Origin of the sequence: Winogradskyella sp. (assembly GCF_028289625.1) — a bacterium.
Lineage (GTDB): Bacteria > Bacteroidota > Bacteroidia > Flavobacteriales > Flavobacteriaceae > Winogradskyella.
Genome location: NZ_JANQOM010000010.1, coordinates 1 through 26,350 on the forward strand (window position 1 = coordinate 1; position 26,350 = coordinate 26,350).

Annotated in this window: 27 protein-coding genes and 1 pseudogene; 18 read left to right on the plus strand and 10 right to left on the minus strand. The window is 35.1% G+C overall.

Annotated elements, in window-relative coordinates; translation table 11 throughout:
* Window positions 1-308: 308 nt before the first annotated feature.
* Window positions 309-802 (plus strand): annotated as a pseudogene (locus Q0992_RS01415) (23S rRNA (adenine(2503)-C(2))-methyltransferase RlmN); the annotation flags it as partial.
* A 9-nt stretch (window positions 803-811) separates the two neighbouring features.
* On the opposite strand, the gene Q0992_RS01420 reads toward Q0992_RS01415, so the two are convergent.
* Window positions 812-2,152: an aryl-sulfate sulfotransferase gene (locus Q0992_RS01420; RefSeq protein WP_299519607.1), complete on the minus strand. Its 1,341-nt coding sequence runs from the start codon at window positions 2,150-2,152 to the stop codon at window positions 812-814.
* 100 nt (window positions 2,153-2,252) lie between these two features.
* Window positions 2,253-3,080, minus strand: coding sequence for a choice-of-anchor J domain-containing protein (locus Q0992_RS01425; RefSeq protein WP_299519609.1), 828 nt, complete (start codon window positions 3,078-3,080; stop codon window positions 2,253-2,255).
* Window positions 3,081-3,215: 135 nt separating this feature from the next.
* On the opposite strand from Q0992_RS01425, the gene Q0992_RS01430 reads away from it, so the two are divergent.
* From Q0992_RS01430 to Q0992_RS01445, 4 genes are all read left to right on the plus strand, one after another.
* Window positions 3,216-4,193 (plus strand): polyprenyl synthetase family protein, encoded by a 978-nt coding sequence (locus tag Q0992_RS01430; RefSeq protein WP_299519612.1) that lies wholly within the window; start codon window positions 3,216-3,218, stop codon window positions 4,191-4,193.
* A gap of 120 nt (window positions 4,194-4,313) precedes the next feature.
* The gene (locus Q0992_RS01435; protein WP_299519614.1) at window positions 4,314-4,892 is read left to right on the plus strand and encodes an RNA polymerase sigma factor; all 579 of its coding nucleotides are present in this window, start codon (window positions 4,314-4,316) and stop codon (window positions 4,890-4,892) included.
* Window positions 4,879-5,667 (plus strand): hypothetical protein, encoded by a 789-nt coding sequence (locus Q0992_RS01440; protein WP_299519616.1) that lies wholly within the window; start codon window positions 4,879-4,881, stop codon window positions 5,665-5,667. The genes Q0992_RS01435 and Q0992_RS01440 overlap by 14 nt, the downstream gene beginning before the upstream one ends.
* Window positions 5,668-5,746: 79 nt before the next feature.
* Window positions 5,747-6,835, plus strand: coding sequence for a hypothetical protein (locus Q0992_RS01445; protein ID WP_299519618.1), 1,089 nt, complete (start codon window positions 5,747-5,749; stop codon window positions 6,833-6,835).
* Window positions 6,836-6,949: 114 nt separating this feature from the next.
* On the opposite strand, the gene Q0992_RS01450 is transcribed toward Q0992_RS01445, so the two are convergent.
* Window positions 6,950-7,390 carry a helix-turn-helix domain-containing protein gene (locus Q0992_RS01450; protein WP_299519619.1) on the minus strand — a complete coding sequence of 147 codons (441 nt, stop codon included), beginning with the start codon at window positions 7,388-7,390 and terminating at the stop codon, window positions 6,950-6,952.
* Window positions 7,391-7,504: 114 nt separating this feature from the next.
* Here Q0992_RS01450 and Q0992_RS01455 point away from each other — a divergent pair, with 114 nt between their 5' ends.
* Window positions 7,505-8,386, plus strand: a complete 882-nt coding sequence (locus tag Q0992_RS01455) for a hypothetical protein (protein WP_299519621.1) — start codon at window positions 7,505-7,507, stop codon at window positions 8,384-8,386.
* A 244-nt stretch (window positions 8,387-8,630) separates the two neighbouring features.
* Window positions 8,631-10,598 carry a DNA primase gene (gene dnaG, locus Q0992_RS01460; RefSeq protein ID WP_299519693.1) on the plus strand — a complete coding sequence of 656 codons (1,968 nt, stop codon included), beginning with the start codon at window positions 8,631-8,633 and terminating at the stop codon, window positions 10,596-10,598.
* A 4-nt stretch (window positions 10,599-10,602) separates the two neighbouring features.
* Here the strand turns inward: dnaG and Q0992_RS01465 are convergent, their stop codons facing one another.
* Both Q0992_RS01465 and nadE read right to left on the minus strand, forming a co-directional pair.
* Window positions 10,603-11,232, minus strand: a complete 630-nt coding sequence (locus tag Q0992_RS01465; RefSeq protein WP_299519623.1) for a response regulator transcription factor — start codon at window positions 11,230-11,232, stop codon at window positions 10,603-10,605.
* A gap of 134 nt (window positions 11,233-11,366) precedes the next feature.
* Window positions 11,367-12,158: an NAD(+) synthase gene (gene nadE, locus Q0992_RS01470; RefSeq protein WP_299519625.1), complete on the minus strand. Its 792-nt coding sequence runs from the start codon at window positions 12,156-12,158 to the stop codon at window positions 11,367-11,369.
* Between the two features lie 90 nt (window positions 12,159-12,248).
* Here nadE and gldB point away from each other — a divergent pair, with 90 nt between their 5' ends.
* Entirely contained in the window at window positions 12,249-13,205 is a 957-nt protein-coding gene (gene gldB, locus Q0992_RS01475) for a gliding motility lipoprotein GldB (RefSeq protein WP_367277930.1), read from the plus strand.
* A complete protein-coding gene (gene gldC, locus Q0992_RS01480; protein WP_299519630.1) occupies window positions 13,205-13,540 on the plus strand; it encodes a gliding motility protein GldC in 336 nt (111 codons plus the stop codon). The genes gldB and gldC overlap by 1 nt, the downstream gene beginning before the upstream one ends.
* A gap of 6 nt (window positions 13,541-13,546) precedes the next feature.
* Here gldC and Q0992_RS01485 read toward each other — a convergent pair whose 3' ends face one another.
* The 4 genes from Q0992_RS01485 to Q0992_RS01500 form a co-directional block, all read right to left on the minus strand.
* Window positions 13,547-14,281, minus strand: coding sequence for a hypothetical protein (locus tag Q0992_RS01485; RefSeq protein ID WP_299519633.1), 735 nt, complete (start codon window positions 14,279-14,281; stop codon window positions 13,547-13,549).
* A gap of 461 nt (window positions 14,282-14,742) precedes the next feature.
* Entirely contained in the window at window positions 14,743-16,470 is a 1,728-nt protein-coding gene (locus Q0992_RS01490) for an amidohydrolase (RefSeq protein ID WP_299519635.1), read from the minus strand.
* Window positions 16,471-16,544: 74 nt separating this feature from the next.
* The gene (locus Q0992_RS01495; protein WP_299519638.1) at window positions 16,545-17,450 is read right to left on the minus strand and encodes a hypothetical protein; all 906 of its coding nucleotides are present in this window, start codon (window positions 17,448-17,450) and stop codon (window positions 16,545-16,547) included.
* 304 nt (window positions 17,451-17,754) lie between these two features.
* Entirely contained in the window at window positions 17,755-18,495 is a 741-nt protein-coding gene (locus Q0992_RS01500) for a hypothetical protein (RefSeq protein ID WP_299519640.1), read from the minus strand.
* 222 nt (window positions 18,496-18,717) lie between these two features.
* On the opposite strand from Q0992_RS01500, the gene Q0992_RS01505 reads away from it, so the two are divergent.
* Window positions 18,718-19,341 (plus strand): DUF4230 domain-containing protein, encoded by a 624-nt coding sequence (locus Q0992_RS01505; RefSeq protein ID WP_299519642.1) that lies wholly within the window; start codon window positions 18,718-18,720, stop codon window positions 19,339-19,341.
* A 3-nt stretch (window positions 19,342-19,344) separates the two neighbouring features.
* Here the strand turns inward: Q0992_RS01505 and Q0992_RS01510 are convergent, their stop codons facing one another.
* Window positions 19,345-19,656 (minus strand): rhodanese-like domain-containing protein, encoded by a 312-nt coding sequence (locus tag Q0992_RS01510; protein ID WP_299519643.1) that lies wholly within the window; start codon window positions 19,654-19,656, stop codon window positions 19,345-19,347.
* A gap of 114 nt (window positions 19,657-19,770) precedes the next feature.
* Between Q0992_RS01510 and Q0992_RS01515 the strand changes: the two genes are divergently transcribed.
* From Q0992_RS01515 to Q0992_RS01550, 8 genes are all read left to right on the plus strand, one after another.
* The gene (locus Q0992_RS01515; protein ID WP_299519644.1) at window positions 19,771-20,340 is read left to right on the plus strand and encodes a TetR/AcrR family transcriptional regulator; all 570 of its coding nucleotides are present in this window, start codon (window positions 19,771-19,773) and stop codon (window positions 20,338-20,340) included.
* Window positions 20,341-20,476: 136 nt separating this feature from the next.
* Window positions 20,477-21,550, plus strand: a complete 1,074-nt coding sequence (locus Q0992_RS01520) for a 2Fe-2S iron-sulfur cluster-binding protein (RefSeq protein WP_299519647.1) — start codon at window positions 20,477-20,479, stop codon at window positions 21,548-21,550.
* Between the two features lie 132 nt (window positions 21,551-21,682).
* Window positions 21,683-22,639 carry a 1,2-phenylacetyl-CoA epoxidase subunit PaaA gene (gene paaA / locus Q0992_RS01525; protein ID WP_299519649.1) on the plus strand — a complete coding sequence of 319 codons (957 nt, stop codon included), beginning with the start codon at window positions 21,683-21,685 and terminating at the stop codon, window positions 22,637-22,639.
* 73 nt (window positions 22,640-22,712) lie between these two features.
* Complete coding sequence (gene paaB / locus Q0992_RS01530) at window positions 22,713-23,000, plus strand: 1,2-phenylacetyl-CoA epoxidase subunit PaaB (RefSeq protein ID WP_299366463.1); 288 nt, start codon at window positions 22,713-22,715, stop codon at window positions 22,998-23,000.
* A gap of 83 nt (window positions 23,001-23,083) precedes the next feature.
* Entirely contained in the window at window positions 23,084-23,839 is a 756-nt protein-coding gene (gene paaC / locus Q0992_RS01535) for a 1,2-phenylacetyl-CoA epoxidase subunit PaaC (RefSeq protein WP_299519651.1), read from the plus strand.
* Between the two features lie 78 nt (window positions 23,840-23,917).
* Window positions 23,918-24,418 carry a 1,2-phenylacetyl-CoA epoxidase subunit PaaD gene (gene paaD, locus Q0992_RS01540; RefSeq protein WP_299519652.1) on the plus strand — a complete coding sequence of 167 codons (501 nt, stop codon included), beginning with the start codon at window positions 23,918-23,920 and terminating at the stop codon, window positions 24,416-24,418.
* Between the two features lie 138 nt (window positions 24,419-24,556).
* A complete protein-coding gene (locus Q0992_RS01545) occupies window positions 24,557-25,342 on the plus strand; it encodes an enoyl-CoA hydratase-related protein (RefSeq protein ID WP_299519655.1) in 786 nt (261 codons plus the stop codon).
* 72 nt (window positions 25,343-25,414) lie between these two features.
* Window positions 25,415-26,350: a pyridoxal-phosphate dependent enzyme gene (locus tag Q0992_RS01550; protein ID WP_299519657.1), complete on the plus strand. Its 936-nt coding sequence runs from the start codon at window positions 25,415-25,417 to the stop codon at window positions 26,348-26,350.

Consider the following 26,350-nt stretch of genomic DNA (forward strand, 5'->3'; position numbering starts at 1 on the left):
TTTAAAAACATTATTTTTATCGGATAGGTATGGTATATGATTAAACGATATTGTCTTGATTATTTATTTCAATAATTTGACCTTCTGTACCTACTGTAATAAGTGTATTATCATTGCTAAGCCTTTGATGCGCCAGATACACTTGGGTATAAATATTAGTACTCATATAAGACCATTCGTAATTAAGAGGTAAGTTGTAAGTGTTTTCTAATAGGTTTTAAGAACCATCACTATTTTTGAGGAATTAAAAATTCGTTAACAGAGGATATGTTTTCGAATCTATTAGTATTGAAAACTAAAAAAATATCTCACCCGAAGGTTTAGGGATGTTACCAAAACGCATAGCAGTTTCAACTTCTGGTGTGCCAAAAATGATTAAAAAATGGCGGATGATAATATAAAGTTTAAGCTAGCAGTGTCATTACATTCTGTGATTGATGAGGTAAGAACATCCATTATGCCGTTTAACGCTACTTTTCCATTAAGCGATTTGCGGGAAGCGTTACAATATTGGTATGCTAAAACAAAAAATAGAATTACCTATGAATATGTGGTTTGGGATGGGATTAATGACCAACGAAAAGATGTAAATGCATTAGTTGGATTTTGCAAATTTGCGCCAAGCAAAGTCAATCTTATAGAGTATAATCCCATTGATGATGGCGAGTTTCAGCAAGCAGATTCTAAAGCTCTAGATATGTATGTCAACATTCTAGAAACCAATAATATTACAGTAACCGTTAGGAGAAGTCGAGGTAAGGATATCGATGTCGCCTGTGGCCAGTTGGCAAATAAATCATGAATTTATAAGCTATTCAATAGCTGTGTTTTCTAGAATCGGTAATTCTTGATTGTTAAATGCTGGATATGTTTTTGAATATCTAAAACACTTAAAGACATCATTTGTTTCTATTGGTATAGTATAAGACCAAACAATTTCTTGGTCGCTATTTATTTCTGTTAGCAAACCTTCAGTTCCAACAGTGATTAGCGTATTACCATTGACTAGTCTCATAGCTCCCGAAACTCTTGGTGCATAAATTTCTGGACTCATATAAGACCATTCGTAATCTAACGGTAAATTATTTGTATTTTCTAATAGATTATAGGATCCATCACTATTCTGAGGAATTAAAAATTCATCTATTGAAGATGCATTTTCAAATCTATTATTATTAAAGACTAAAAAATTTCCCCCATTAGATGGTAAACCACTAATATACCTTACATCATGCTGACCAAATAATCTTTGGTCATTTTGTGAACCGCTACCATAGGCGCTGGGATTTCCCCATCTATATAATAATCGACCTCCTTTATTATAATTCCCGCCTGAATCTCCTGAAGCTTCAGTTGTAGAAGTAGAGTGATCTATAATAAAAAGCTCATTAAAACGTCTGCTGCTCATAATGATTTGATCGTAAGAATCAATGTAAAAAATGGAGTTAATATGATTTAAGTTAGCATCTCCTATTGTAAAATTCAAATCAATCAAATCTGGGTGTTCAGAAACAACCCCAAAATTTAACTTAGTGTCATCAAAATTTTGTATCAAATGATTCCATAGGCTCCACTCCCATACAATTTCTGCATCATTAAAACCGACGGGTTTAATTTCTATAATTCGTTCGGACCATACCTCATTATCAATTAATAAATCAGGGTTACGTCCATTGGCTATCGCATCATCAGCCGTTTTTCTATCCCAAACTGTAGCTAAAATGTTTCCATTAGGGAGAATACTTATGTCATGGTGTAGACAATAATCACTATTACAGTATTGCCAATCCCAAATAACATTTCCTTCAAAGTCAAACATTTCAATTCCACCAGTTTTCCCGCCAGAATTAAAGTCATCGCTTTCAACTTTATAAGTTCTTAATAAATGACCATTTTCATCTAGGTATACTGCGAGTGGTATATTGTCTGAGATCCACTTTTTTACAACATACCCTTCCATATTGATCAAATATGAGTTATTTGATACTACCGGGGAAATTAAAGTGTAGCCCTCAAAGAATTCATTTTTTATATACACTCCAACATTCTCATTTGGTTCAATAATTTCTTCTGTAAAATCGTCATCACTTTTGCATTGATACAAGAAAATTGAGAGCAAGACAAATAAAACTAGGTATTTGTTAATAGACATATATTTAATATTAAGACTTAAAAAGTGGTTTAAATACAACAAAAGAAGGTATAATTCAAAAACACCTTCTTTTGTTTTGTACTGATATTAAATTAAAAAGTTAACTTTTAATAATCTTAATAGTTCTAGATTGCCCTTCAATACTAACCCTTACCAAGTATATACCATTAGATAAAGTGGATATATCAATATTTTCGATAGTCTTAGAAAGTTTTTTATTGATTACTTCCTTTCCTAAAATATTGTAAAACTGAGCACTTTCAAATGCCGAATTTGCAGAATCTAAAGTTAAAACATTCTCATTTATATTGTAAAAATGATTAAATCTAGTCAACTCATTTTCTGGAATACTGAGTGTTTGAGCGCTAACAGAGACATCATCTACCTCCATTGTAAATTCATCTGAAACACCATGATGTCTAAAAGCAACATAAACAATTGCTTCACCAGCAAAAGATGAGATGTCTAATGTTCTTGGTGTTTGAGTGTTTACACCATCTAGCGTAGGTTCATTGAATGAGGTGCCAGAAGCTAAAAAATCATTAATGGTGTTACCAGTTGCTACATATACGGTATAGTTTTCAGCATCATAATCAGCATCACTAGCTTTTACCAACCAGTCCAGTGATATTGAACCAGAAGCAGAAGATAAATCTATTAATGGGGAAATTATCCAATTATCTGGAGTAAGGGGCCCACCACCAACACCACCAATCCATGAAGCAGATCGTAATTGAGGTGTATCTACTGGGTTGCCCATATTATCTTGAATTTGAACAACACCCCAATTTAGGCCATCACCATCATCATCAATTAGTGTCCAATCAGAAATATCCTCGTCGTTAAAGTCGTCAGACCAAACTACGCTTTGCGCATTATTCAAATTGAATAATAATAAAGTAAATAATAGTAAAGTAATTTTTTTCATATAAAGTTTGATTTTGATTAGTAATGCTATAAGTTACGAATAATTTGCTTTCAATTATGCTAAACTCCTAAAATTTAATTTTTATCGATAAAAACTCCCCTTTATTCGTAATTTTGCAATGTTTTTTAGCTAAAAATGAAAATAACCGAACAAATAAAGCAACCCATTGCTTATGAGATGGAACTTTTTGAGCAAAAGTTTCAACTCTCTATGGTCAGTAAGGTGGCACTTCTTAATAGGATAACCCATTATATTGTTAACCGTAAGGGAAAGCAAATGCGCCCAATGTTTGTGTTTTTGGTTGCAAAGATGCTAAATAATGGAGAAGTAAGTGAGCGTACTTATCGTGGCGCTTCAGTTATTGAGTTAATTCATACTGCAACCTTAGTACACGATGATGTGGTTGACGACAGCAACAGACGACGTGGCTTTTTTTCTATTAATGCACTTTGGAAAAATAAAATAGCTGTCTTAATAGGCGACTATTTGTTGTCTAAAGGGTTGTTGCTCTCTATAGACAATAATGATTTTGATTTACTGAAAATTATTTCTGTAGCAGTACGGGAAATGAGTGAAGGGGAATTGCTTCAAATTGAAAAAGCCAGACAGCTCGATATTACCGAAGAGGTTTACTATGATATTATTAGGCAAAAAACAGCGACACTGATTGCAGCTTGTTGTAGCCTTGGTGCAGCCTCAGTAAAACCCAATTCTTCAGAGGTAGAAACCATGCGAAAGTTTGGAGAGCTTATAGGTATGGCGTTTCAAATAAAGGACGATTTATTTGATTATGGTGAAGAAAAGATAGGCAAACCTACAGGCATTGATATTAAGGAACAAAAAATGACTTTGCCATTAATCCATGTTTTGAATAATTGCTCCAAAAAGGAAAAAGCATGGTTGATTAATTCCGTCAAAAATTATAACAAAGACAAAAAACGTGTCAAGGAAGTTATTGCCTTTGTAAAATCTCATGATGGATTAGACTATGCCATTTCTAAAATGAAAGCCTTTCAAGAAGAAGCATTAAACTTACTGAATAATTACCCTGAGTCACCGTACAAATCTTCGCTTAAGTTGATGGTGGATTATGTTATTGATAGAAAAAAGTAAATTTTTTTGTATCTGAAAATCAGAGATTTAAATAGAGAATAAAATATTTTTTACTTTCCAGACAACCATTAATACAATAGTTGCGTCTATATCAATAGAAGTGCAATCGTAACCAACAAGATGAAAGTTATACAACTTCATAATTCCGATAGCTATCGGAACGAAATAAAACTTATACAGAGAGCAGCGAAAAACAATCGCGAAGCACAACATGTCTTGTATGAGTTGCATGCACCAAAAATGTTAAGTGTTTGTAGATATTACATTAAAGATGTGTATCAGGCAGAAGAAGTAATGCTGAATGGCTTTTTTAAAGTATTCAAATACTTAAAGACATTTAAAAACGAAGGGAGTTTTGAAGGTTGGGTGAGACGTATTATGGTAAGGGAAGCCATTTCGTACTTAAGACAACGGAAGACGATAGAATTTACAGCAGAAGATGAGTTTTTAGAACACGATTATAGTAATAATATCAAATCTAATATCGAAGTAGCAGAAATTCAACAACTGATAGACAGCTTACCTGAGGGCTACAAAATGATATTCGTCATGTATGCCATAGAAGGCTATAAGCATCATGAAATTGCAGAAATGCTGAATATTTCTGAAGGGACATCGAAATCGCAATTGTTTAAAGCTAGACAAATGCTACAGAAAAAAATCAAAGAATTAAATAACAGCAGTTATGGCACCAATTAAATTCGAAGAACAATTAAAGGATAAGCTCGAAAAGCGCAGCTTACAGCCATCGACTGATAGTTGGGCAAAACTTTCAGAGCGTTTAGATGCTGAAGAAAAGAATTCAAGAAGACCATGGTTGGGTTGGTTAAGTATAGCGGCCGGTATTATTATTCTATTGGCTATAGTGGTAAGGACTTTTGGACCAAATAATGCCCAAGAAACTACACCAAAGATGGTAGAGCAAGAAGCTATAGATAAATCTATTGAAAATCAATTACCGATTTCTAACGAAAAGGAATCTATAGAATTAGTTGTTGAGGATGAAACTTTAGATTCAGAAACTGACAACAGTAAGACAGAGGAAGTTCCCGAAATCATCAACTATAAAACTGTGGTAACGAAGAGAACTGAAACACAGTTGGTAGACAATACCATTACTGATGAATCTAAATCACAAGAATCAGAAAAAGTTATTAAAAACACCAATGAGCTTCCAAAAACAGTAATTGATGAAACCATAATCAATAAGGAAGCTGTTGTGGACGTACTTAAGGAACTAAGAACTGAAAAGACTAAAGTAACAGATAGAGAGGTCGATTCACTTTTAAAGTTGGCGAGTAAAGAACTAGTTAGGGATAAATTGCTTAAGAATACCAGTACAACTGTGGATGCGCAATCCTTATTAGAAGACGTAGAGGACGAAATGGGACAATCCTTTAGAAGTAAAGTTTATGAAGCCCTCAAGGATGGCTATAAAACCGTAAAAACGGCTGTAGCGCAGCGTAACAACTAAAATCAAAATCAAATAAACATCAATTAATAATCAATTCGCTTACGCCGAGGCTATGGCGAGCAAAGAAAAACGAACAGTTATGAACACAATTACACGATTAGTAGTATACCTCATTATATCATTAACGGTTGCTACTGTAAATGCACAAGAAACCAAAATCGATAGTACTAAGAAGTCTTCTAATTATTATAAGATAGAGGCTTTAAAAGAACTAAAAACAAAGATTGAAAAAGAAGAACGAGAGTTTCTAAAGAAAGAAATTGAATCCATCAATGACCGATTAGATGCCAAACAGATTACTGCTGAAGAAGCAGAGACTCTAAAAAAAGAAGCCGCTAAGAAAAGAGCTGCCAATATCGAAAACCGATTGGCCATCATAGATAATAAAATAGCACTTCTAGGTAGAAATGAACCAGGATACGAAACTAATAATGACGGTGACGCCTATTTTTCAATAAAGTTTGGCGATGACGACGATGAGTGGACTGCCGTAAGATTTGGGAAAAAAAACAAACTAAGAAAATACGATAGACGCACCACCTCTGACATTGTATTTGCTTTCGGATTTAACAATGCGCTAATTGAAGGTCAGGACTTAGGGGATTCTCCATATAAAATTGCGGGCTCAGGATTTATGGAGTTAGGTTATGCTTGGAAAACCCGAATTTTTGATAACACCAATTTCTGGAGAGTTAAATACGGATTCTCGTTTCAATGGAATAAATTGAATATAAAGGACAATCAGTTTTTTGTAAATAACAATGACGAAATTACATTACAAGAGTTTCCTGTTGAGTTAAACAAAGCCAAGTTTAGAACCACCAATTTAGTATTCCCAGTACATTTAGAATTTGGCCCATCTAAAAAAATAGAACGTAAAAACTACTTTCGATATTCTACCTACAACCGATTCAAAGTTGGGTTAGGAGGTTATGCAGGTCTTAATATTGGGAGCATGCAAAAACTAAAGTATAAGGAAGACGGCAACCGTATTAAAGATAAGCAACGCGGCGGCTTTGAAGTCAACGAATTTGTCTATGGACTTAGTGGCTACTTAGCTTGGGGAGATGTGGCGCTTTATGTAAAGTACGATCTTAATCCATTATTTAAAAATCAACCTGTTGACCAAAATAATATTTCAGTTGGTCTCCGTTTTGATATGGATTAACAAGTTTTTTCATCCACCGAAGCATTCGTGAAGGTGGACATCAATCAATTTTTGAGTGTTAAAAAGCCTCAGTCTAGAAATGGGTTGGGGTTTTTGTTTACTATAGAGTTTATCTTAATTAAGATAGTTTGTTTCAGAAAGCCTCTTTCTATAATTTCTTACAAGCGCATCAGCAAACGCTGCTTTATCCTGGCGTATTAACTTCATGCCTTCTCCATTTTGAATGATAGGGTGAATACCTCTTAAGTGCTTGTCGCTCCAAATGGCAAGTTCAATAAGTAGTGGTGTTAAGGCTAAACCCTTTTCAGTTAAGAGATAAAGATTGGTTTTTTTATTGTCAGGTCGCTTAGTTTTGATAATAATACCCACCTCTTCCAACAATTTTAGTTTTGTTGAAAGAATATTGGTGGCAACAGCTTCATCACTTTCAATAAAATCTTTGAAGGTTTCTTTACCCTCTAATAATATTTGTTTTATAATGACTAACATCCACTTATCGCCCAGAATATCTAACGTGGAAGTAAATGGACAGTCACATCGAAATTTATGTTTCATGTAAACACCATATTAGTTTTTACTTGCAAAATGAAATTAATTCACATATTGCTTGCAAAATAAAAGTTATTTGTATAATTTTACTTGCAAATCAAAAGTAATAATTTTTTGGTCATGAGGCAAGTATTCTTCATTCTATCTATTACGGGTTTAGTATTGGCCTGTAATTCTCCAAAATCAAAAAACTATGACAATCATAACATAAACACCGTAAGTATGAATAAAAAAGAAACTGTAGGTACCTTTTTGGGTGCTGTATTAAGTAATGATACTCTAACAATGCGTCAACTCGCTAATGCTAATTATATTCAGCATAATCCATTTATTCCAACGGGATTAGAACCTTTTATTGAAATGTTGCCTGTTTTACAAGAAAATGGTACAACTGGAGAAAACGTTCGTATGTTTCAAGATGGCAATTATGTCTTTATGCATAATATTTGGAAAAATGCAAAGCCTTTTGGTGCAGATGAAATGGTCTCCTTTGATATCATCCGTTTGGACGATAATGGCAAAGTTGCCGAGCATTGGGATGCCATGACTGCTCTAGTCAAAGAAACGGCAAATGAGCGAACACAAACAGATGGTTCTACAACAGCAAGTGATTTAGATAAAACCGCCAAAAATAAGGCTCTAGCAAAATCTCTGGTAGAAGATATTCTTATGGGCAAAAACCCAAATAAAATTACAGACTATATCAGTGCAGAACAATACAACCAACATAATCCTGCAATAAAAGACGGTTTAGTGGGCATCCTAGAAGCTGTGGAGTACTTAAGTGCTCAAAACAATATGTTTAAATACCATAAAATCCATAAAGTATTAGGAGAGGGCAATTTTGTGCTTACCGTTAGTGAAGGTGAATGGAATAATAAGCAACAGGCCTTTTACGATTTGTTTCGCATTGAGAATGGAAAAGCCGTTGAACATTGGGATGTCATTCAGGAAATTCCTTCTGAAGGTTTAGCCAACGAAAATGGCATGTTTGGTTTTTAATAAGCCAATAAATGCTAAAGTAGAAATCCAGAATGTATAAACGTTCTGGGTTTTTTATCACTATAAACTAATAATTGTATAAACAATTCCGAAATAACTCCCAATGATATATTCCTAAAACAAATTGTTTGTCTTAAATTTACAAACTTGTCACCCAGAGCTTGCAGAAGGGCGAGCAAGAATTCTTAAATGTCGAATAACACCAATAAAATAGATTCCTGCCTACGCAGGAATGACAAAAGAATTGATTTCACAAAATACCATAGCACAAGTCTTTGAAACTGCTCGCGTAGAGGAGGTGATTGGTGATTTTGTACAGCTCAAAAAAGCAGGAAGCAACTTTAAGGGCTTAAGTCCTTTTAGTGAAGAGCGTACGCCTAGTTTTATGGTCTCTCCTGTAAAACAAATTTGGAAGGATTTCTCTAGTGGCAAGGGAGGAAATGCCGTCACTTTTTTAATGGAGCACGAGCATTTTACCTATCCAGAAGCCATTCGTTACTTGGCTAAAAAGTATAATATTGAAATTGAGGAAACCGAACGTACAGACGAGGAAAAAGCGCAAGCTGATGCTAGGGAAAGTTTGTATTTAGTTAGCGAATATGCCAACGACTACTTTCAAAACATTTTACATAAAACCGATCAGGGCAAAGCGATTGGTCTCAGCTATTTTAAAGAACGTGGGTTTACGGAAGAGACGATTAAAAGGTTTCAATTAGGGTATGCTTTACATGAGTGGCAAGCTTTCACGGATGAAGCTTTAGGTAAAGGCTATCAATTAGAATTTTTGGAGCAAACAGGCCTAACTATTGTCAAGGAAGACAGACGTTTTGATAGATTTAAAGGCCGTGTAATGTTTCCTATACACAGTATGAGTGGCCGTGTACTTGGTTTTGGCGGTCGTATCTTAACTAACGACAAAAAAGCAGCGAAATATCTTAATTCACCAGAAAGTGATATCTACCACAAGAGCAAAGTGCTTTATGGGTTGTATTTTGCAAAACAGACCATAGCCAAGGAAGATAATTGCTATTTGGTGGAAGGCTATACTGATGTGATTCAGTTCTACCAAACAGGAGTTAAGAATGTAGTGTCTTCTTCAGGTACTGCCTTAACACCTGAGCAAGTTAGGCTTATTAACCGGCTCACCAAGAATATTACGGTACTGTTTGATGGTGATGCGGCTGGTATCAGAGCATCCATTCGTGGTATCGATCTCATATTGGAGCAAGGGATGAATGTTAAGGTCTGTACCTTCCCTGATGGTGAAGATCCAGACAGTTTTGCCAAGGCGAATACCTTAGAAGAGCTCACCAATTATCTTAATGAGAATGCTAAGGATTTTATTCAGTTTAAAGCGTCACTTTTAGTCAAGGAAGCCAACAACGATCCTATAAAAAAGGCAGAAACGATCCGGGAAATTGTGAATAGTATTGCTAAAATTCCAGATGCTATAAAGCGCGAAATATATGTGCGCGAATGTGCGTCCATTATGGATATCAGCGAAAACGTATTGTTTAGCACCTTAGCACAAATCAGTAAAAAAGAGTTTCAGGAAGCCAATAAAAAATATAAGCAAGAACAAAAAGCTTTTGAAGTGGTTAAGAACGAACCACAGCAAAAGCAAAAGGTGGATGTTCAGTACGAACTAGAACGCAAGATTATTGAGATTTTGATGCTCTATGGTAGCAGAACAGAACAGTTTGAAGATTTAATTTTGAAGGAAGATGAGGTCTCAGGCGAATTACTCTTGGAACCAGCCATTCATGAAGCACGTGTATTCGAAAAAATCTATCTCGATCTTCAAGAAGATGAAATGATGTTCTCCAACGAAAACTTCAGGCAACTGTATTATGCCATTATAGATAAACTCAACCAAGACGATAATTTTTCGACTAAGGATTTTATCAATCAATTAGATCAAGAATCAGCTAGTGAGGTGACCACTATTTTAATGGATGATGAGAAATACAACCTTCACGATTGGGAGCGTAATCATATCATCCCCAAGGAAAAGGAGCATTCCGTCTCACAGTTAGTGAGCCAAACCATTTTAAGCTTGCGCTGCTACCTCATAGACCAAAAGGTTGCGGAGTACAAAAACGAGACCTTAAAAGATAATGTAGATTCTCGGTCTATAATAGAGGACGTAAAAGATTATCTAGGTCTTAAAATGTTGTTATCCCGAAAGCTAGGCAAGGTAATTGGTGGTTAACCAATTACGTAAGGTTATGGTGCTTTGCCTGATGAATAAGGTCAACGATATTGTTAACATTAAGTTTCTTAAAAAGCCGAGCTTTATAAGTACTCACCGTTTTTTCATTAATATCTAGCTCTTCGGCTATTTCCTTATTTTTTCTACCAATAGAAAGGAGTTTTAATACTTCAACTTCTCTAGTGGATAATTTTTTAAACATGCGGCTTCTACTCTTACGAGTATCCTCATAACGCAAATGTTTATCCATTTTTTCACTTAAGGAGATTTCACCGCCATGAATTTTCCTTATAGCAGTTTCTATCGTATCGACATCAGCCGTTTTGTTTAGGTAGCCAGAGGCACCTGCTTTGAGTGTGCTTATGGCATAAATTTCTTCAGGCTGATGACTAAACATCAGGACATTAATGGATTTGTTTTCTTTTTTAATCGCTCTTAGTGCAGTAATACCGTTGAGTTCGGGTAAATCGATTTCAGAAATTATAACATCAACGGCATGACGTCTTACAAATTCGAAAATCTCGATACCACTACTTAACTTACCTACTACTTCAAGATCGGGTTTGCTATTTAAGAACAATTCTAATCCTGTTCTTACAATAGGGTGGTTGTCAACAATCAAAATTCGTATCATGACAATTGATTTTGCTTAGGTTAGGGTTAATTAGTATGATAACAAAAACTACGTTAAGAGGTAAAGAGGAGGGTTTATTAAACAAAAGTAACCAAAAATTAAGCATTTTCGGTAATTTATTCGACAAACTGCATTTATTGTCTTAAATCTTTAGGGATTTCACAAACAGGTATGGGGCTCATTTTATGCTGATTTTTAGTGTAATAGCTCATATAAATCTCAAAAACCTCAAGTTCTCTTCCAGAAAAGTCTTTTCTGGTTTTTCCGTTATCTTGCATTTGCATAGCCCATTCAAGTTCTGGGTATGAGGCGCCAATTTGATCTTCATCACTTCTGGCATCACCAAATAAACCATCACTAGGCGCGGCTTTCATTATAGATTCTGGGACTTTTAGATAATCACCTAGTTGGTATACTTCAGATTTTAATAGGTCGGCAATAGGGCTAAGGTCAACACCACCATCACCATATTTTGTAAAAAAGCCAACGCCAAAGTCTTCAACCTTATTTCCGGTTCCGGCTACAAGGCGACCTAGTAAACCAGCATGGTAATACAACGTAGCCATCCTTAGGCGTGCTCTTGTATTAGCTAAAGCCATATCTACCGTGGCTTGCTCACCTTCTAAACTTACTTCCGTTTTAAATTCTTCAAAAACAGGAGTTAAATCTACACGAGCATCACTAACATTAGGAAAACGCTCTTTTAGTTGCGCAATGTGCTCTTGAGCTCTAGAGACATGGCTTGCTGCTTGGTGAATCGGCATTTCAAGACATAAAACATCTAAACCGGTTTTGGCACAAAGCGTAGAAGTAACCGCAGAATCAATACCGCCAGATACTCCAACCACAAAGCCATTTACTTTAGCATTTGTAGCATAATCTTTTAACCAATTTACTATGTGATTTACAATCTTTTCCGTTTGCATAATGTTTATTATTTAATGCAAAGAAGTGTACCTTTGCACAACAAAAATAGCGGAAACGTGTTAGGATTAAAAATGTTTCGTAAAATGCCTATGAGATTTTTTGTATTGGTAATATTAGGTCTTGTCTTAGTGTCTTGTAATGAGGATTCTAAACTAGAAAGTGAAATATCTAAAATAAATATAGACTTTATTATTGAGCGTTTTGAAAAAGCTTACATGGAGGCGAATTCTGGTGATTTACCAAAGCTAAAACAGGCTTATCCCTTTTTGTTTTCTAAGCATGTGCCAGATTCTATTTGGGTCAATAGAATTAATGATACGCTACAAGATCAACTGCTGAATGAAGTGCATAAAACGTTTTCAAATTTACAAGATGTAAAAGATGATTTGACAAGTGTATTTCAGCATCTTAAATATTATGATAAGACTTTTACAATTCCAAAAGTAGTTACATTAACGAATGATGTGGATTACCGAAATAAGACTATTGTCACAGATTCTTTATTACTAATAGCATTAGATAACTTTTTAGGTGAAGGTCATGAGTTTTATCAAAATATACCTAGATACTTGGCCAAAAATATGCAGCGCAACCAAATAGTCCCTGAATTAGCAGAAGGCTATGCAAAAAAATATGTCTTCCAGACCAACAGGAAAACCTTATTAGATGAGATGATTTACTTTGGTAAGCTACTCTATTTTAAGGACAAGGTCATTCCATTTAAGTCTGATGCAGAAAAAATTGGCTATACTGAGCAAGAGTTGAAATGGGCACAGGCTAACGAAAGTCCAATTTGGAGTCATTTTATAGAAAATGAAATGTTGTATAGTACAGACAGTAAATTGCCTAGTCGTTTCATTGCTGATGCACCGTTTTCTAAATTCTATTTGCAATTGGATAACGAATCTCCTGGGCGATTAGGGCAATATATAGGATGGCAAATTGTAAGAGCCTATGCTGAAATCTCAGAAGAAGATATGATGCAGATTTTACAAAAAGAACCTGAAGAAATTTTTAACAAAGCAAAATTTAAACCCAGAAAATAATGGCAAAAACCATAACATCTAAAATAGAATTAAACATTGAGCTTGATGAAAATCGTGTGCCAGAAAAGTTAAATTGGTCCGCAGAAGACGGTGGTGTTAACAATGAGGAGGCGAAAGCAATTATGTTATCGGTTTGGGATAGTAATGCCCAAGAAACATTAAAAATAGACTTATGGACCAAGGACATGCCAGTGGATGAAATGAAAAAGTTTTTTCATCAAACTTTAGTGACAATGTGTGATACTTTTATGCGAGCCACCCAAGATGAAAAGATGACTGCCACGATGAAGGATTTCTGCGATTATTTTGCTGAGAAGCTAGAGTTAAAAAAGTAATGCTTTTTAACTCCCGGATTTGTAAAATGGTATAGTGTTAAAACAGTCCACGTCTTCGGCATTAGCATAATCTGGATTGATTCTTTTATACCTCAAAAATTTTGAAGTATCGTAGACTTCCCAAATAACCAATTCATTGTGCTGACCGGTTTTTGTTTTAAGGTCGATTTCGTTTTGCCTTATGATTTTTTCGACACTTTGTTTATCACCAATTTTCATAATCTTTCTAGAGCTGTGTCCTTTGTAGATTTTGTTTACTATCCAATAAAATCTCACTGTTCTTTGTGGCTCATTATGAATCGATGTTTCCAGGTTGGTATTGGTCAATAGTTTTCCTTGGGCTTCATTTTGAGATATTATTTTTTCTCCATTATTTAAGACTTCTGTATTTTTTGTGGCTACACTTTTAGAAATGTTATCTAATGGTTTGTGTCTAATAAGGGTTATAATAATAAGTTTGTCGTGAACTTTAACTTCAGTTATAAACCTTCCGTTTGGAAAATCCGTTAATGGAATTTTAGTCTTTTTGCTATTGACGTTTAGTGATTTTTCAAAGTCATCATTAAAGATGGCAACTTTGGTAATGTTGCGTTCACCCTCGAGAATTAGTGTGTCACCAGTTTTATTTAAAGCGTGTTTTAATTCCTCAGCTCTAAAATCGATATTTTGTAAAAGTGTAGCATTTTGACTGTAAACGAGCGAAGTCAAAAGTAGAAAAAGTATAGCACATCCTTTTTTCATCATAAGTAGGTTTTGTTTTTGGGAAACAATTAGCATTCAAAAATAATTTAAAGTTATTGAATACTAGATGGTAAAGATAGTTATTGGTTTTGTCTTATTGAGATGACTTGGTTAAATGGTGCTTTTTTGAGATGAAAAGGGTATGTTCTCGCTAAAAGGCATAAAACGGTGTTGAATGGATTAAAGCGTTTTGATTTAATACAGATTACTTATATTCAAAGTTTTACATATGGTAAAAAGCCCTATTTTAAAAATTCGTTCAAATTAGTAATTATGCGAACTTTTATGAACCAGTCATCTAGCTTAAGTAATTCTTCAAATTTTTGTGTTTAACAATTTGTAACATATTGATAATATTTTGGTAATTTCAAAATATAATTTGCTGTTTACTTTTACAGTGCTATTAATCGTAATCGAAACATTAGTTGGGCCTTCATAATGAGAAGGAAACTAGTGTTTTTTTATTTGGTAGCATCAAATACTACTTCACCATTAAAAATGGTCATTACGACTTCGGTACTTAGGATTTTATCCTCATCAACGGTCATTATATCTTGGTCATAAATAGTGAAATCAGCTAGTTTGCCAGCAGTAATTGAACCCTTTATGCCTTCTTCAAAAGCCCCATAAGCAGCATCTAAAGTATAAGATTTTAAAGCTTGTTGGCGTGTCATTTTTTGTTCGGGTTCATAGCCGCCGTCTGGTATCCCTTTTAAAGTTTTTCTACTAACACTGGCGTAAAAACTAGCAATAGGGTTTATGGGTTCTACTGGGACGTCTGAGCCATTTACTATTGGTACTCCGCTCTTTAATAAAGTTTGCCACATATAAGCGCCTTCTTTTATTCTCTTTATTCCTAAACGAAAAATTGCCCAAGGTCTATCAGAAGACATATGTACTGCTTGCATAGCGGGAACAACCTGTAATTCTGCAAAGCGCGGAATATCATCTGGATGTAAATGTTGAGCATGCTCTATTCTATAGCGATGGTCTAACGCTGCATCTGGCAATGCTTTAAAGGCCATTTCATAGCGGTCTAAAATTTCTCTATTAGCTCTATCTCCAATAGCGTGTGAGCATACTTGAAATCCATGTTTAAGACCGTTTAACGCGGTTTTCTTTACAAACTCCATCGGTAAGGTTTCGTGCCCAAAATGATCTAGCCTGTCTGAATAAGGTTCTAAAAGCCAAGCTCCTCGCGAGCCAAGGGCGCCATCACAATTTAATTTTACAGATCTTATAGTGAACAAATGATCCTCGTCAATCATGATGCCTTTTTTGTACCAATTATTAAGTAAATCTTCATCCCAACCAGTTAGCATGGCATAAATTCGCGTTTGCATTTTACCTTCGGATTTCATTTTTTTATAAAGGCTAATTGTTTCTTTTGGGATACCAGCATCATGGAAACTGGTAATCCCATTTTTATGACAAGCCTCAACAGCCAGTTCAAAAGCTTTGATGTCCGATTCTGGTGTTCGTTCAGGAATATGTTGTGTAATTAGAGTTTGAGCACGTTCATTAAAAACGCCAGTTGGTCTTCCTGAAGCATCTACTAGTACTTCACCACCTTCTACTTTGTATTTTTTCACGCCATCTAAAGATAAGTCCATTAAACCAGCAATTTCCATAGCCTTTTCATTGGCAAAACCTGCATGTCCACTGGCATGTCTTAAATAAACAGGATTATCTGGTGAGACTTCGCTCAATAAATGATGGGTTTGAAACCCATGAACCGTTTCTGTTGGCATACTATCCCATTTACTTTGATGCCATCCACGACCAGTAATCCATTCTCCAGGCCTAGCAGTTTTAACACGCTCCGCTACAGCATCTACAATGGCTTTATAACTTGTAGTATTCATAAGGTCTAGATTAAGTTCATTATAACCCAAGCCCATAAAGTGACCATGGCCTTCAATTAAACCAGGTGTCATGGTTTTTCCTTTTAAATCTATAAGTTCAGTTTGCTCATTTTTATAAGTTTGGGCTTCTTCAAGAGTGCCAGCAAATAGAATTTTGTTATCCTTAGTGGCCACGGCTTCAACAGTTGCCGCAGTAGAATCGACAGTATAAATACTGCCACCATAGATAAGCATTGAAGCGAATTCTTTTTTGGGATTAGAGCAAGCTATAGTAGTTACAATTACTAAAAGAGTAATAGAAAAAAGGGTAAGTCTAGATTTCATAAAGTTTAGTTTAATACCTAAAGTTACAAAATCTGAAAAGACTAAATAATTAATGCTTTATCTTCCTAAATGTTCTAATTAGAAGCTACCAAATCTTTTGATGAATTGTAATAAGGTACAACATTAAATAAATCTGAGGTGGTTGAATGAATATAATCTGGATTTGCTACCTGTTGTTCCATGAACTTTGATGAATTGTAAATTTCCCATACCGTTAAGGTATTCGATTTGCCCTGAGAAGTTTTGTTTTCTATTTTCAACCTGTTGATTAGTTGATCTACTTCATTGTGACGCATCATTTTCATTATTTTTCTAGTGTTTGTGCCATTGTTTACAACATAACATATCCAAAACAACCGATTACTTTTAATTTTTTTCTTGGGCTTCCAATTAAGCATGCTTGATAAACTTGTTTTTGGTCTTTGTTGATGTACTTCATCATCTTCAGATGGAGTAGTAACCAAAATGTTTTCTGTTTCTAATTCTTGTTTTTGAATATTAAAAAATGGAATAACTATTGTCTTCAGTTTAAGTATGGATGCCTTATCTGTAACTTTAAACTTAATTTTGGGTTTTAATGAGGAATTCAAGTACTGTAATTTAGGTCGGGACAAGATTAAAGTTTCATCACTTGAAGTGTTAGCTGGTGTATATTCAATCTTCTCATGCCTTAGTAGTGTCATAAGTATTCTTTTACCAGACATTTTCGCTTGTACCACCAGTCTTCCCATCGGAGTGTCATGCAATGGAATTGCAGTTTCATTCCCTTTTACTTCTACGGTTTTTTCATAGTCTTGATTGAATATATCGACAGAGTAAATAGTTTTAGCACTTTCTAAAATTAGGGTATCGCCCTTTTCATTTAAGCTATGTTTTAATTCTTTAGCTCTGTAGTTTATGTTTTGTAGCAATGTTGACTTTTGACCATAGCAAACAATCATCAAAGCCATAAAAACCAATGAAAAGAAGTTTTTAAGCATTAGAAATGGATTAATTACAAGCTGAGGTTAAATTGAGGTAAACAGAACTAAAGGAGTGCTAAGATATGGTACAATCTAGTATTGGAAATAAATCAAAGGTGCTCCGCATTTTTTTTGGATAAGAGGTTGATAAAACCGCCGAAATGCAAAAAAAAGAGTTTAATAACGGTATAAATCGCTCAAATGCATTTGCTTATTGACTGAAAATAACTTAAAAACAGACTTTCACTAACGGTTTTAATCAAAACTGTTAGTGAAAGTTATTAATTGATTTAAATACCCGTCGTATTCAATTTGAAACGCTTTAATTTAAGGAATCATATATAGGCTTTACATTAAAAACTTCTGAATTAGAGGATTTGAAGTATGACGGATTTTTAAGCTGATGTCTCATAAATTTTGAGGAATTGTAAACCTCATAAATTATTAATTTATTGTTTTTACCAATCTCTGTACTTAATTCTTTTTTGTTGATTGAAATCAATTCATTAACAGTTTCCAAATCGACAAGCTTCATGCTTTGGTTCGCCGCAATTTCAGTATTAGACTTTTTTACAACCCAATAAAATTTTTTCTTTTTGGGTGGATGCCTTTCAACTTTATTTCCCGATAAGAGGAATTCTATGCTTTGGTTTGGTGTACTTTTAATTACTTGCATTTTTTCATCTAGCATCATTCCCTGTGCCTCCACGACCTTTTTCTTATCTTCAGTTAATACATCAAAAGGTTTTTGTTTTACAATATGCATAAGTACAATTTTGTCCTCTAAATATACCTCGACTACAAATTCGCCTTCTGGTATATCTCGTAATGAAATAAGTGTTTGAAAATCTTTTATTTCAAATGTTTGGTCATAGTCTTCATTGAAAATATCAACCTTCATAATTTTACATTCACAACTAAGATCTAAACTGTCTTTATTAATGCTTAGTTTGTGATTAAGCGCTTTAACTTTTGGATTAAAATTTTTTAATAAAGTTATATTCTGACTGTAAACCATGGAGGTAGTCAATATGATAAGTAGTGTGCATATTCTAGTAATCATAATATTCACATTTTAGATTTGAGGGCTGACATTATCAGCTATGGGACTACATATAACTATACGCTATTTAAAGTTATTACCTCAAAATTTAAGTTGTACATATTTAAGATATGCTGCATTTTTTTTGGTTAAGTGTCTTTGGTTTACGATGTATGGTAAAAAACTTGGTCTAATTAGATTTGTTTATCTAGCACTTAATCCGATTTTTTGTTAGTTTAGCTTATGCGAAAAATTCTATTTGGAGTTATAATAACACTCATTATTCTGTTTACCTTTAAGTATTGTGGTGATAAGAAAGAAAACAAGATAACACTGCAAGAAAATACGACTTTAATACAAGAGCAAATTAAGAATGTTGGTAAGCTGGTCGTTACAGAAGGGCACTTCAGTGAAGTTTATACTTATAAAAATTCAAAGTCGGTATTTGCGGATTTATTGGAAGCAGAAAAACAAGCGATTGTTATTGTAAATGCAGACGTTACTGTCGGTTATGACCTAAGCAAGATTGAATATAAAATTGATGAAGACAACAAGGTCTTACGGATTTTAAATATCCCTAAGGAAGAAATAACGATTAACCCAGACTTGGAGTATTACGATATACAAGCAGATTTTTTAAATCAATTTGAAGCCAAAGATTATAATGAGATTAAGGAGACCGTAAAAAAGTCGTTAATGAAAAAAATTGAAAGCTCAGAATTAAAATCTAATGCTCAAAATAGATTGATTAGTGAATTGTCAAAATTCTTTATCCTTACCAATTCTTTGGGTTGGACACTGCAGTACAATCAAAATCCTATTATTGAACGTGAACAATTAAAGGAAATAGAACATCTAATGGATTAGGCATCAATTCAATTCTTGTTTCAAATCCAACATACCACCACCATTGATGGCGTCAATCCCGGCCGACTTCAAAATTTTGGTGGCACTACGAGATCGCATACCGCTCTGGCAATAGGCTATAACGGGTTTGTTCAATTGTTTGATGTCATTTATTCTTCCTTTAATTTCTTGAAGCGGAATATGAAGTGCGTCTTTAAGGTGAGCATTGTCATATTCACTTTTGGTTCTAACGTCCAAAAGAACAGCTTCTTTCCTTAAATACATCTTTATGTCATCGGTTTTGTTGCTTCCGAATAGTTTAGTCAAAAATCCCATATTTTTTAATTTAGGCAAAAATGCATAAACTAATTGGTTTAGAGCGTAACTTAAGTTACAAGTGCTTAACAACACATTAAGCATAAAAAGGTTATTTTATAATTTTATAGCGTAATGAAAAAGGAAACAAGACAGGAAGAAATTGTTAGAATAGCTGCTAGGTTATTTAAAGAAAAGGGTTATAGTGCGGTTACCATGCGAGATTTAGCTTCAGAAATGGGTATAAAAGCCGCAAGCTTATATAATCATATCAATTCAAAGCAAGATATTCTCGATATGATTATCATCACTTTAGCGGAAGCATTTACAGAAGGAATGAAGCAAATACAATCTTCACCTGAAGATTGTATCGGTAAACTAAAACAAATCATTGAATTGCATGTAAAGCTATCAAGTCAGAATATATATGGTATGGCTTCGCTTAATAACGATTGGATGCATCTCAAGGAAAAACGAGATTACTATAAAAAATTACGTAGTAATTATGAAGATGATTTCAGGGCTATTCTAGAAGAAGGCATAGCTTCAGGCGAAATTATAAATCAAAACCCTGAAGTAATGATGTTTTCAATACTAACAACACTGAGATCACTATACATCTGGATTCCTAAAAAGGAAGATTTAAATCTAATGGAGTTTTCTACAGCACTCAATCAGATTCTCATTAAAGGAATTAACAAATAGTTTAGATTTAATTTTATAACTTTGCTGAGCAAACTAACAACTGTTAGTTTAATGTTATTCCTGCGAAAGCAGGAATCTCATCCAAGAAAGTTTAATAGTTGATTTAAAAGATACCACGCCTAGGGAGCGACACAAAATGGCAGAGTTTTATAACTTAAAAGTTCAGGATATTTATAAGGAAACAGAAGATACTTCGGTAGTAACTTTTGATATCCCCTCGGACTTAGTCGAAGCATTTAAGTTTCGACAAGGACAGCATTTAACCCTAAAAACAGATATCGATGGGGAAGATGTGCGTCGTTCGTATTCGTTGTGTTCGAGCCCTAATGAAGCGAAATGGCGAGTAGCGGTAAAACAGATTCCCGGAGGTAAGTTTTCTACTTACGTTAATGAAGAATTAAAAGCTGGTGACTATCTCGACGTGATGCCCCCAAGCGGAACTTTCGGTGTGGATTGCCATCCTAAGAATGCTAAAAATTATTTGTTCTTTGCGGCTGGAAGTGGCATTACGCCAGTAATCTCTATGATAAAAACCCACTTGGAAACAGAGCTGAACTCAACATGTAAGCTGTTTTATGTGAATAAAACCGCAAAATCGATTATCTTTAAGGAAGAACTAGAGCAGCTTCGGAATAAGTACTTTGGTAGACTTGAAATCTATTATTTCCTTACCAAAGAGCGTCGGGATATTGATTTATTCAACGGAAGGTTTGATGATGAGAAAATGGCAGTCTTAACCAAGACTTTTATCGATATTCCGGATACCAGTGAAGTGTTTTTATGTGGCCCAGAACAAATGGTAAATTATGTCAGTAGCTATTTGATTAATGCAGGTTTACCAAAAGCATTAGTACATTTTGAACTATTTGTAACCGGTTTATCAGAAGAAGATATTAAACGTCAGGAGCGTCTGGCAAAGCAAAATGTAGAAGGTACAGAAGTAACTATTGTAGATGGAGGTAAAGAATTCTTATTTACCATGACGCGTGATTTTGATAATATACTCGATGCCGCGCTGAATGCTGGTGCCGATTTGCCTTTTGCATGCAAAGGCGGTGTTTGTAGCACATGTAAATGTCAAATAAAAGAGGGTGAGGTTGAGATGAAGATCAATTACGCCCTTGAAGATAAAGAAGTGGCACAAAATTTTGTACTAAGCTGTCAAGCCGTTCCAACAACAGAAAAAGTTGTTGTAGACTTTGATGTTTAGATAAAATGATTTGTCATTCCTGCGTCCGCGTTCGCTGAAGCTTTAGCGGAGGCGCAAGGCAGGAATCTATAATATGAAAAAGAAAAATTTAAGTTTTACCAGCTAAAAGCTAGTAGTCAAAAGCTAAAAACTATGAGTGAAGAACAAATAAGAAGTTTAGAAAGACATTTTAACGAACGCATTGCGCGCGATGAAAAAATTGAGCCAAAAGACTGGATGCCAGAGAAGTATCGTCAGACACACATTAGACAAATATCCCAACATGCACATTCAGAAATTGTAGGGATGTTACCCGAAGGAAACTGGATTACGCGTGCACCATCATTAAGACGAAAAGTGGCTCTATTGGCTAAAGTCCAAGATGAAGCAGGCCATGGATTATATCTATACAGTGCTTGTGAAACTCTTGGGATTTCGCGTGATGAATTATACGAGCAATTACACTCAGGAAAAGCAAAGTACTCTAGCATATTTAATTATCCAGCACTAACATGGGCAGATATGGGAGCCATAGGTTGGTTAGTAGATGGAGCAGCTATTATTAATCAGGTGCCGCTGTGTAATACATCTTACGGACCATATGCAAGAGCGATGATTCGTGTGTGCAAGGAAGAAAGCTTTCACCAAAGACAAGGTTTTGAAATTATGCTGAAACTTTGTAATGGAACACCAGAGCAAAAAGCCATGGCACAGGATGCATTAAACAGATGGTGGTGGCCAAGTTTAATGATGCTTGGACCAACAGATGACAAGTCGGTTCATACCGAACAATCTATGAAGTGGAAGCTGAAGCGTAAAACGAATGATGAACTACGTCAGCAATTTATAGATCAAACCGTACCACAAGCAGATGTTTTAGGTTTGACTATTCCTGATTCTGATCTCAAATGGAACGAAGAACGTCAAAGCTATGATTTCGGTGAGATCGACTGGGATGAATTTTGGCAAGTCGTTAAAGGGCATGGTCCTATGAATAAAGAGCGTATGAAAGCACGTGTGGGAGCATGGGAGCGTGGAACTTGGGTACGTGAAGCCGCAATGGCTTACGCTAAAAAGAAACAAGCTAGAAAAGAAAAACAAGCAGTCTAATTAGATGTGAGATAAGTAGTGAGATTTAAGATTTTTCTCAATACGCAATACTCACTTCTCAATACTAGAAAATATGGCAACAAAAAATTGGCCACTTTGGGAAATCTTCGTAAGAAGTAAGAACGGATTAGAACACAGGCATTTTGGAAGTCTGCATGCGGCTGACGCAGAAATGGCGCTTGAAAATGCTAGAGATGTCTACACCAGAAGAAATGAAGGTGTGAGTATTTGGGTTGTAGAATCCAAACACATTACAGCATCTAATCCGGAAAATAATGGTGAATTATTTGAGCCTGCTCAAGATAAGGTATATCGGCATCCTACCTTTTATGATGTGCCAGATGAGGTAAAACATATGTAATAAATATTTGATTTATCAACCTGAACTGTCACACCGAGCACAGTCGAAGTGTTGTTTCAGGATCTTATCAAAAAAGTTTAAACATGAAAAACGAAAATTTGTATAACTATATCCTCGGAATAGCAGACAATAGCTTAATTCTAGGTCAACGTTTAGGAGAACTCTGTGGTCATGGACCGAATTTAGAAACCGATATTGCTTGTACTAATATTTCTTTGGATCTTTTTGGTCAGGTTCGTAGTTATTTTCAGTATGCTGGAAAAATAGCAGGCGATGGACGATCTGAAGACGATATATCCATGCTTCGAAAAGAACATGAGTATAAAAACGTATTACTTGTAGAACAACCAAACACTAATTTTGCATACACAATAGCGAGACAGTTTTTGTTTGATGCTTACCACTTAGCATTTTTAAGAGAGTTACAGAAAAGTCCAGATTTAACTTTGTCTGCGATTGCGAATAAATGTGTAAAAGAGGTAAGCTATCACGAACGTTTTTCATCAGACTGGGTAAGACGTTTAGGTGATGGAACAGATGAAAGTCGTGAAAAAATACAAGAGGCCATTAACGATTTGTGGATGTATACGGATGAGTTATTCCATCAAACGGAGGCTGATAAAGCTATGGTTGCCGAAGGTATAGGCGTAGATGTGACTACATTGAAAGAAGGTTATTATGCCTATGTCAAAGAAGTATTGGAAGAAGCAACTTTAGAAGTTCCAGAATCTAAATATTTTCAAAAAGGGGGAAAGCACGGAGTGCATACAGAACATCTGGGTTATATACTTGCAGAATTGCAATATATGCAACGCACCTATCCAAATATGGAATGGTGACAAATTCATGATTTGTAATGCTGAACCGCAATGCTGAGCTTAGTCGAAGTGTCGTTTCAGCATCTAATTATTGAAACTATGACAGCAACAGACCAACATATTGATGATGTATTGATTCCAATTCTGGAAAAAGTATCCGATCCTGAAATTCCAGTATTGTCCATTATGGATATGGGAGTTGTGCGTTCTGCGGTATTTGCAGATGACTTAGTTAAAGTAGAGATTACGCCAACCTATAGTGGTTGTCCGGCTATGGATGTCATTGGCGATGATATTAAAAAAGCATTAAAAGAAGCAGGTTACAAATCAGAAATAGATTTAATTTTACATCCTGCTTGGACGACAGATTGGATTACACCGCGTGGACGAAAAGCTCTTGAAGATTATGGAATTGCTGCACCATTGGAGGCGGAAGCCGATAAAGCGGTTTTGCTTGATGGTAAACGATTAGTAAAGTGTACCAATTGTGGTTCCACGAATACACGATTAGTAAGTCAGTTTGGTTCAACGGCATGTAAAGCACAATTTCAATGTGAGGACTGCCAAGAGCCTTTCGACTATTTTAAATGTTTAAAGTGACAACTTGTTGTCATGCTGAACTGTCGCATTGAGCTCGTCTGTGCAGAGCGTGGTCGAAGCATCGAAGTGTTGTTTCAGCATCTTATTAAGATAAATGCAAGTTTAATTAAAAAGTTCCTGGTATAAAGGAAATAAGGTATGAGCAATACTTCAATTCTATTAAAAATTGAAAATAAAATAGCGTATATAACGCTCAACAGACCAAAAGTATTTAATAGTTTCAATCGCGAAATGGCATTAAGCCTTCAGTCCGTTTTTGATGACTGTGAAACTAATGACGATGTTCGAGCGATCGTACTTACTGGTAACGGAAAAGCATTTTGTGCAGGTCAAGATTTAAAGGAAGTGACCACACCAGAACTAAATCCAGGTTTCAAAAAAATATTAGAAGAACACTATAACCCAATTATCAAAAGAATAAGATCAATTAAGAAACCTGTAGTCGCAGCAGTCAATGGTGTTGCGGCTGGTGCCGGAGCTAACATAGCATTAGCCTGCGATATTGTAGTTGCGCACGAAAAGGTCAGTTTTATTCAAGCATTTAGCTTAATTGGTTTGGTACCAGACAGCGCGGGAACCTTCTTTTTGCCGCGATTAATAGGCTTTCAAAAAGCACAAGCACTAGCAATGCTAGGAGATAAAATGTCGGCTGAAGAAGCAGAACGCATCGGAATGATTTATCGAGTTATATCATTAGAACAGTTTAATAATGAAGTTGAGAAATTAGCAGTGAAATTAGCTAATATGCCTACCAAAGCCTTAGGGATGATTAAGGAATTATTTAATAAATCCATGACGAACACTCTAGAAGAGCAATTAGATATGGAATCTAAATACCAAATAGAAGCAGCTCAAAGTGAGGATTATAAAGAGGGCGTAGCTGCATTTATAGAAAAGCGAAAGCCAAACTTTAAAGGAAAATGATTTAAGATTAACGAATTAAGGTTTATGAATTTGGAGTTTCATAAATAAGTAATCAAAAATCTACAATTTCAAATGAACAAGCAAACCCTTATAGAAACCCATAACAGAATAAAACCATTTATTCATAAAACACCTGTATTAAGTTCTAGCTTAATCAATGAGATGGTGGGAACAGAAGTTGTCTTTAAATGCGAGAACTTTCAGAGAATGGGGGCTTTTAAAATGAGAGGCGCGTCTAATGCGATATTGTCTTTATCGGAAGAAGAGCGACAACGAGGAGTAGTAACACATTCATCTGGGAACTTTGCTCAAGCCGTATCACTTGCAGCAAAAAAATTAGGAGTAAAAGCCTATATCGTAATGCCAGAGAATGCTCCACAAGTAAAAAAGGATGCCGTTAAGACTTATGAAGGTGAAATTATTGAGTGCGAATCCACACCACAAGCTAGGGAAGCAGCAGCTCACAAAATAAAAGAAGAAAAGGGAGCTTCTTTTTTGCATCCTTCTAATCAAGACGAGGTAATTTATGGCAATAGTACAGCTGCTATTGAATTCTTAGAGGTGCATCCAGAATTAGATATAATTTTAACACCAGTTGGTGGCGGTGGACTTATTGCTGGGACAGCTTTGGCAGCAAACTATTTTTCAACCAAATGCATAGTCATTGGTGGTGAACCGATGGAAGTAGATGATGCCTATCGCTCTTTAATTTCAGGAAAGATAGAAACCAACGATAGTTTTAATACAGTAGCGGATGGCTTAAGAACACATTTAGGTAATCGTAATTTTCCAATTATCAAAGAGCATGTGGAGAAGATAATTCGTGTCGAGGAAGGTGAAATTATAAATGCCATGCAAATCATTTGGGAGCGTATGAAAATAATCGTCGAGCCTTCATGTGCAGTGCCCTTTGCAGCGGTATTAAAGCATAAAGAAGAATTTAAAAACAAAAATGTCGGAATAATTTTGTCTGGCGGGAATGTAGATGTAAAAAATCTACCTTTTTAA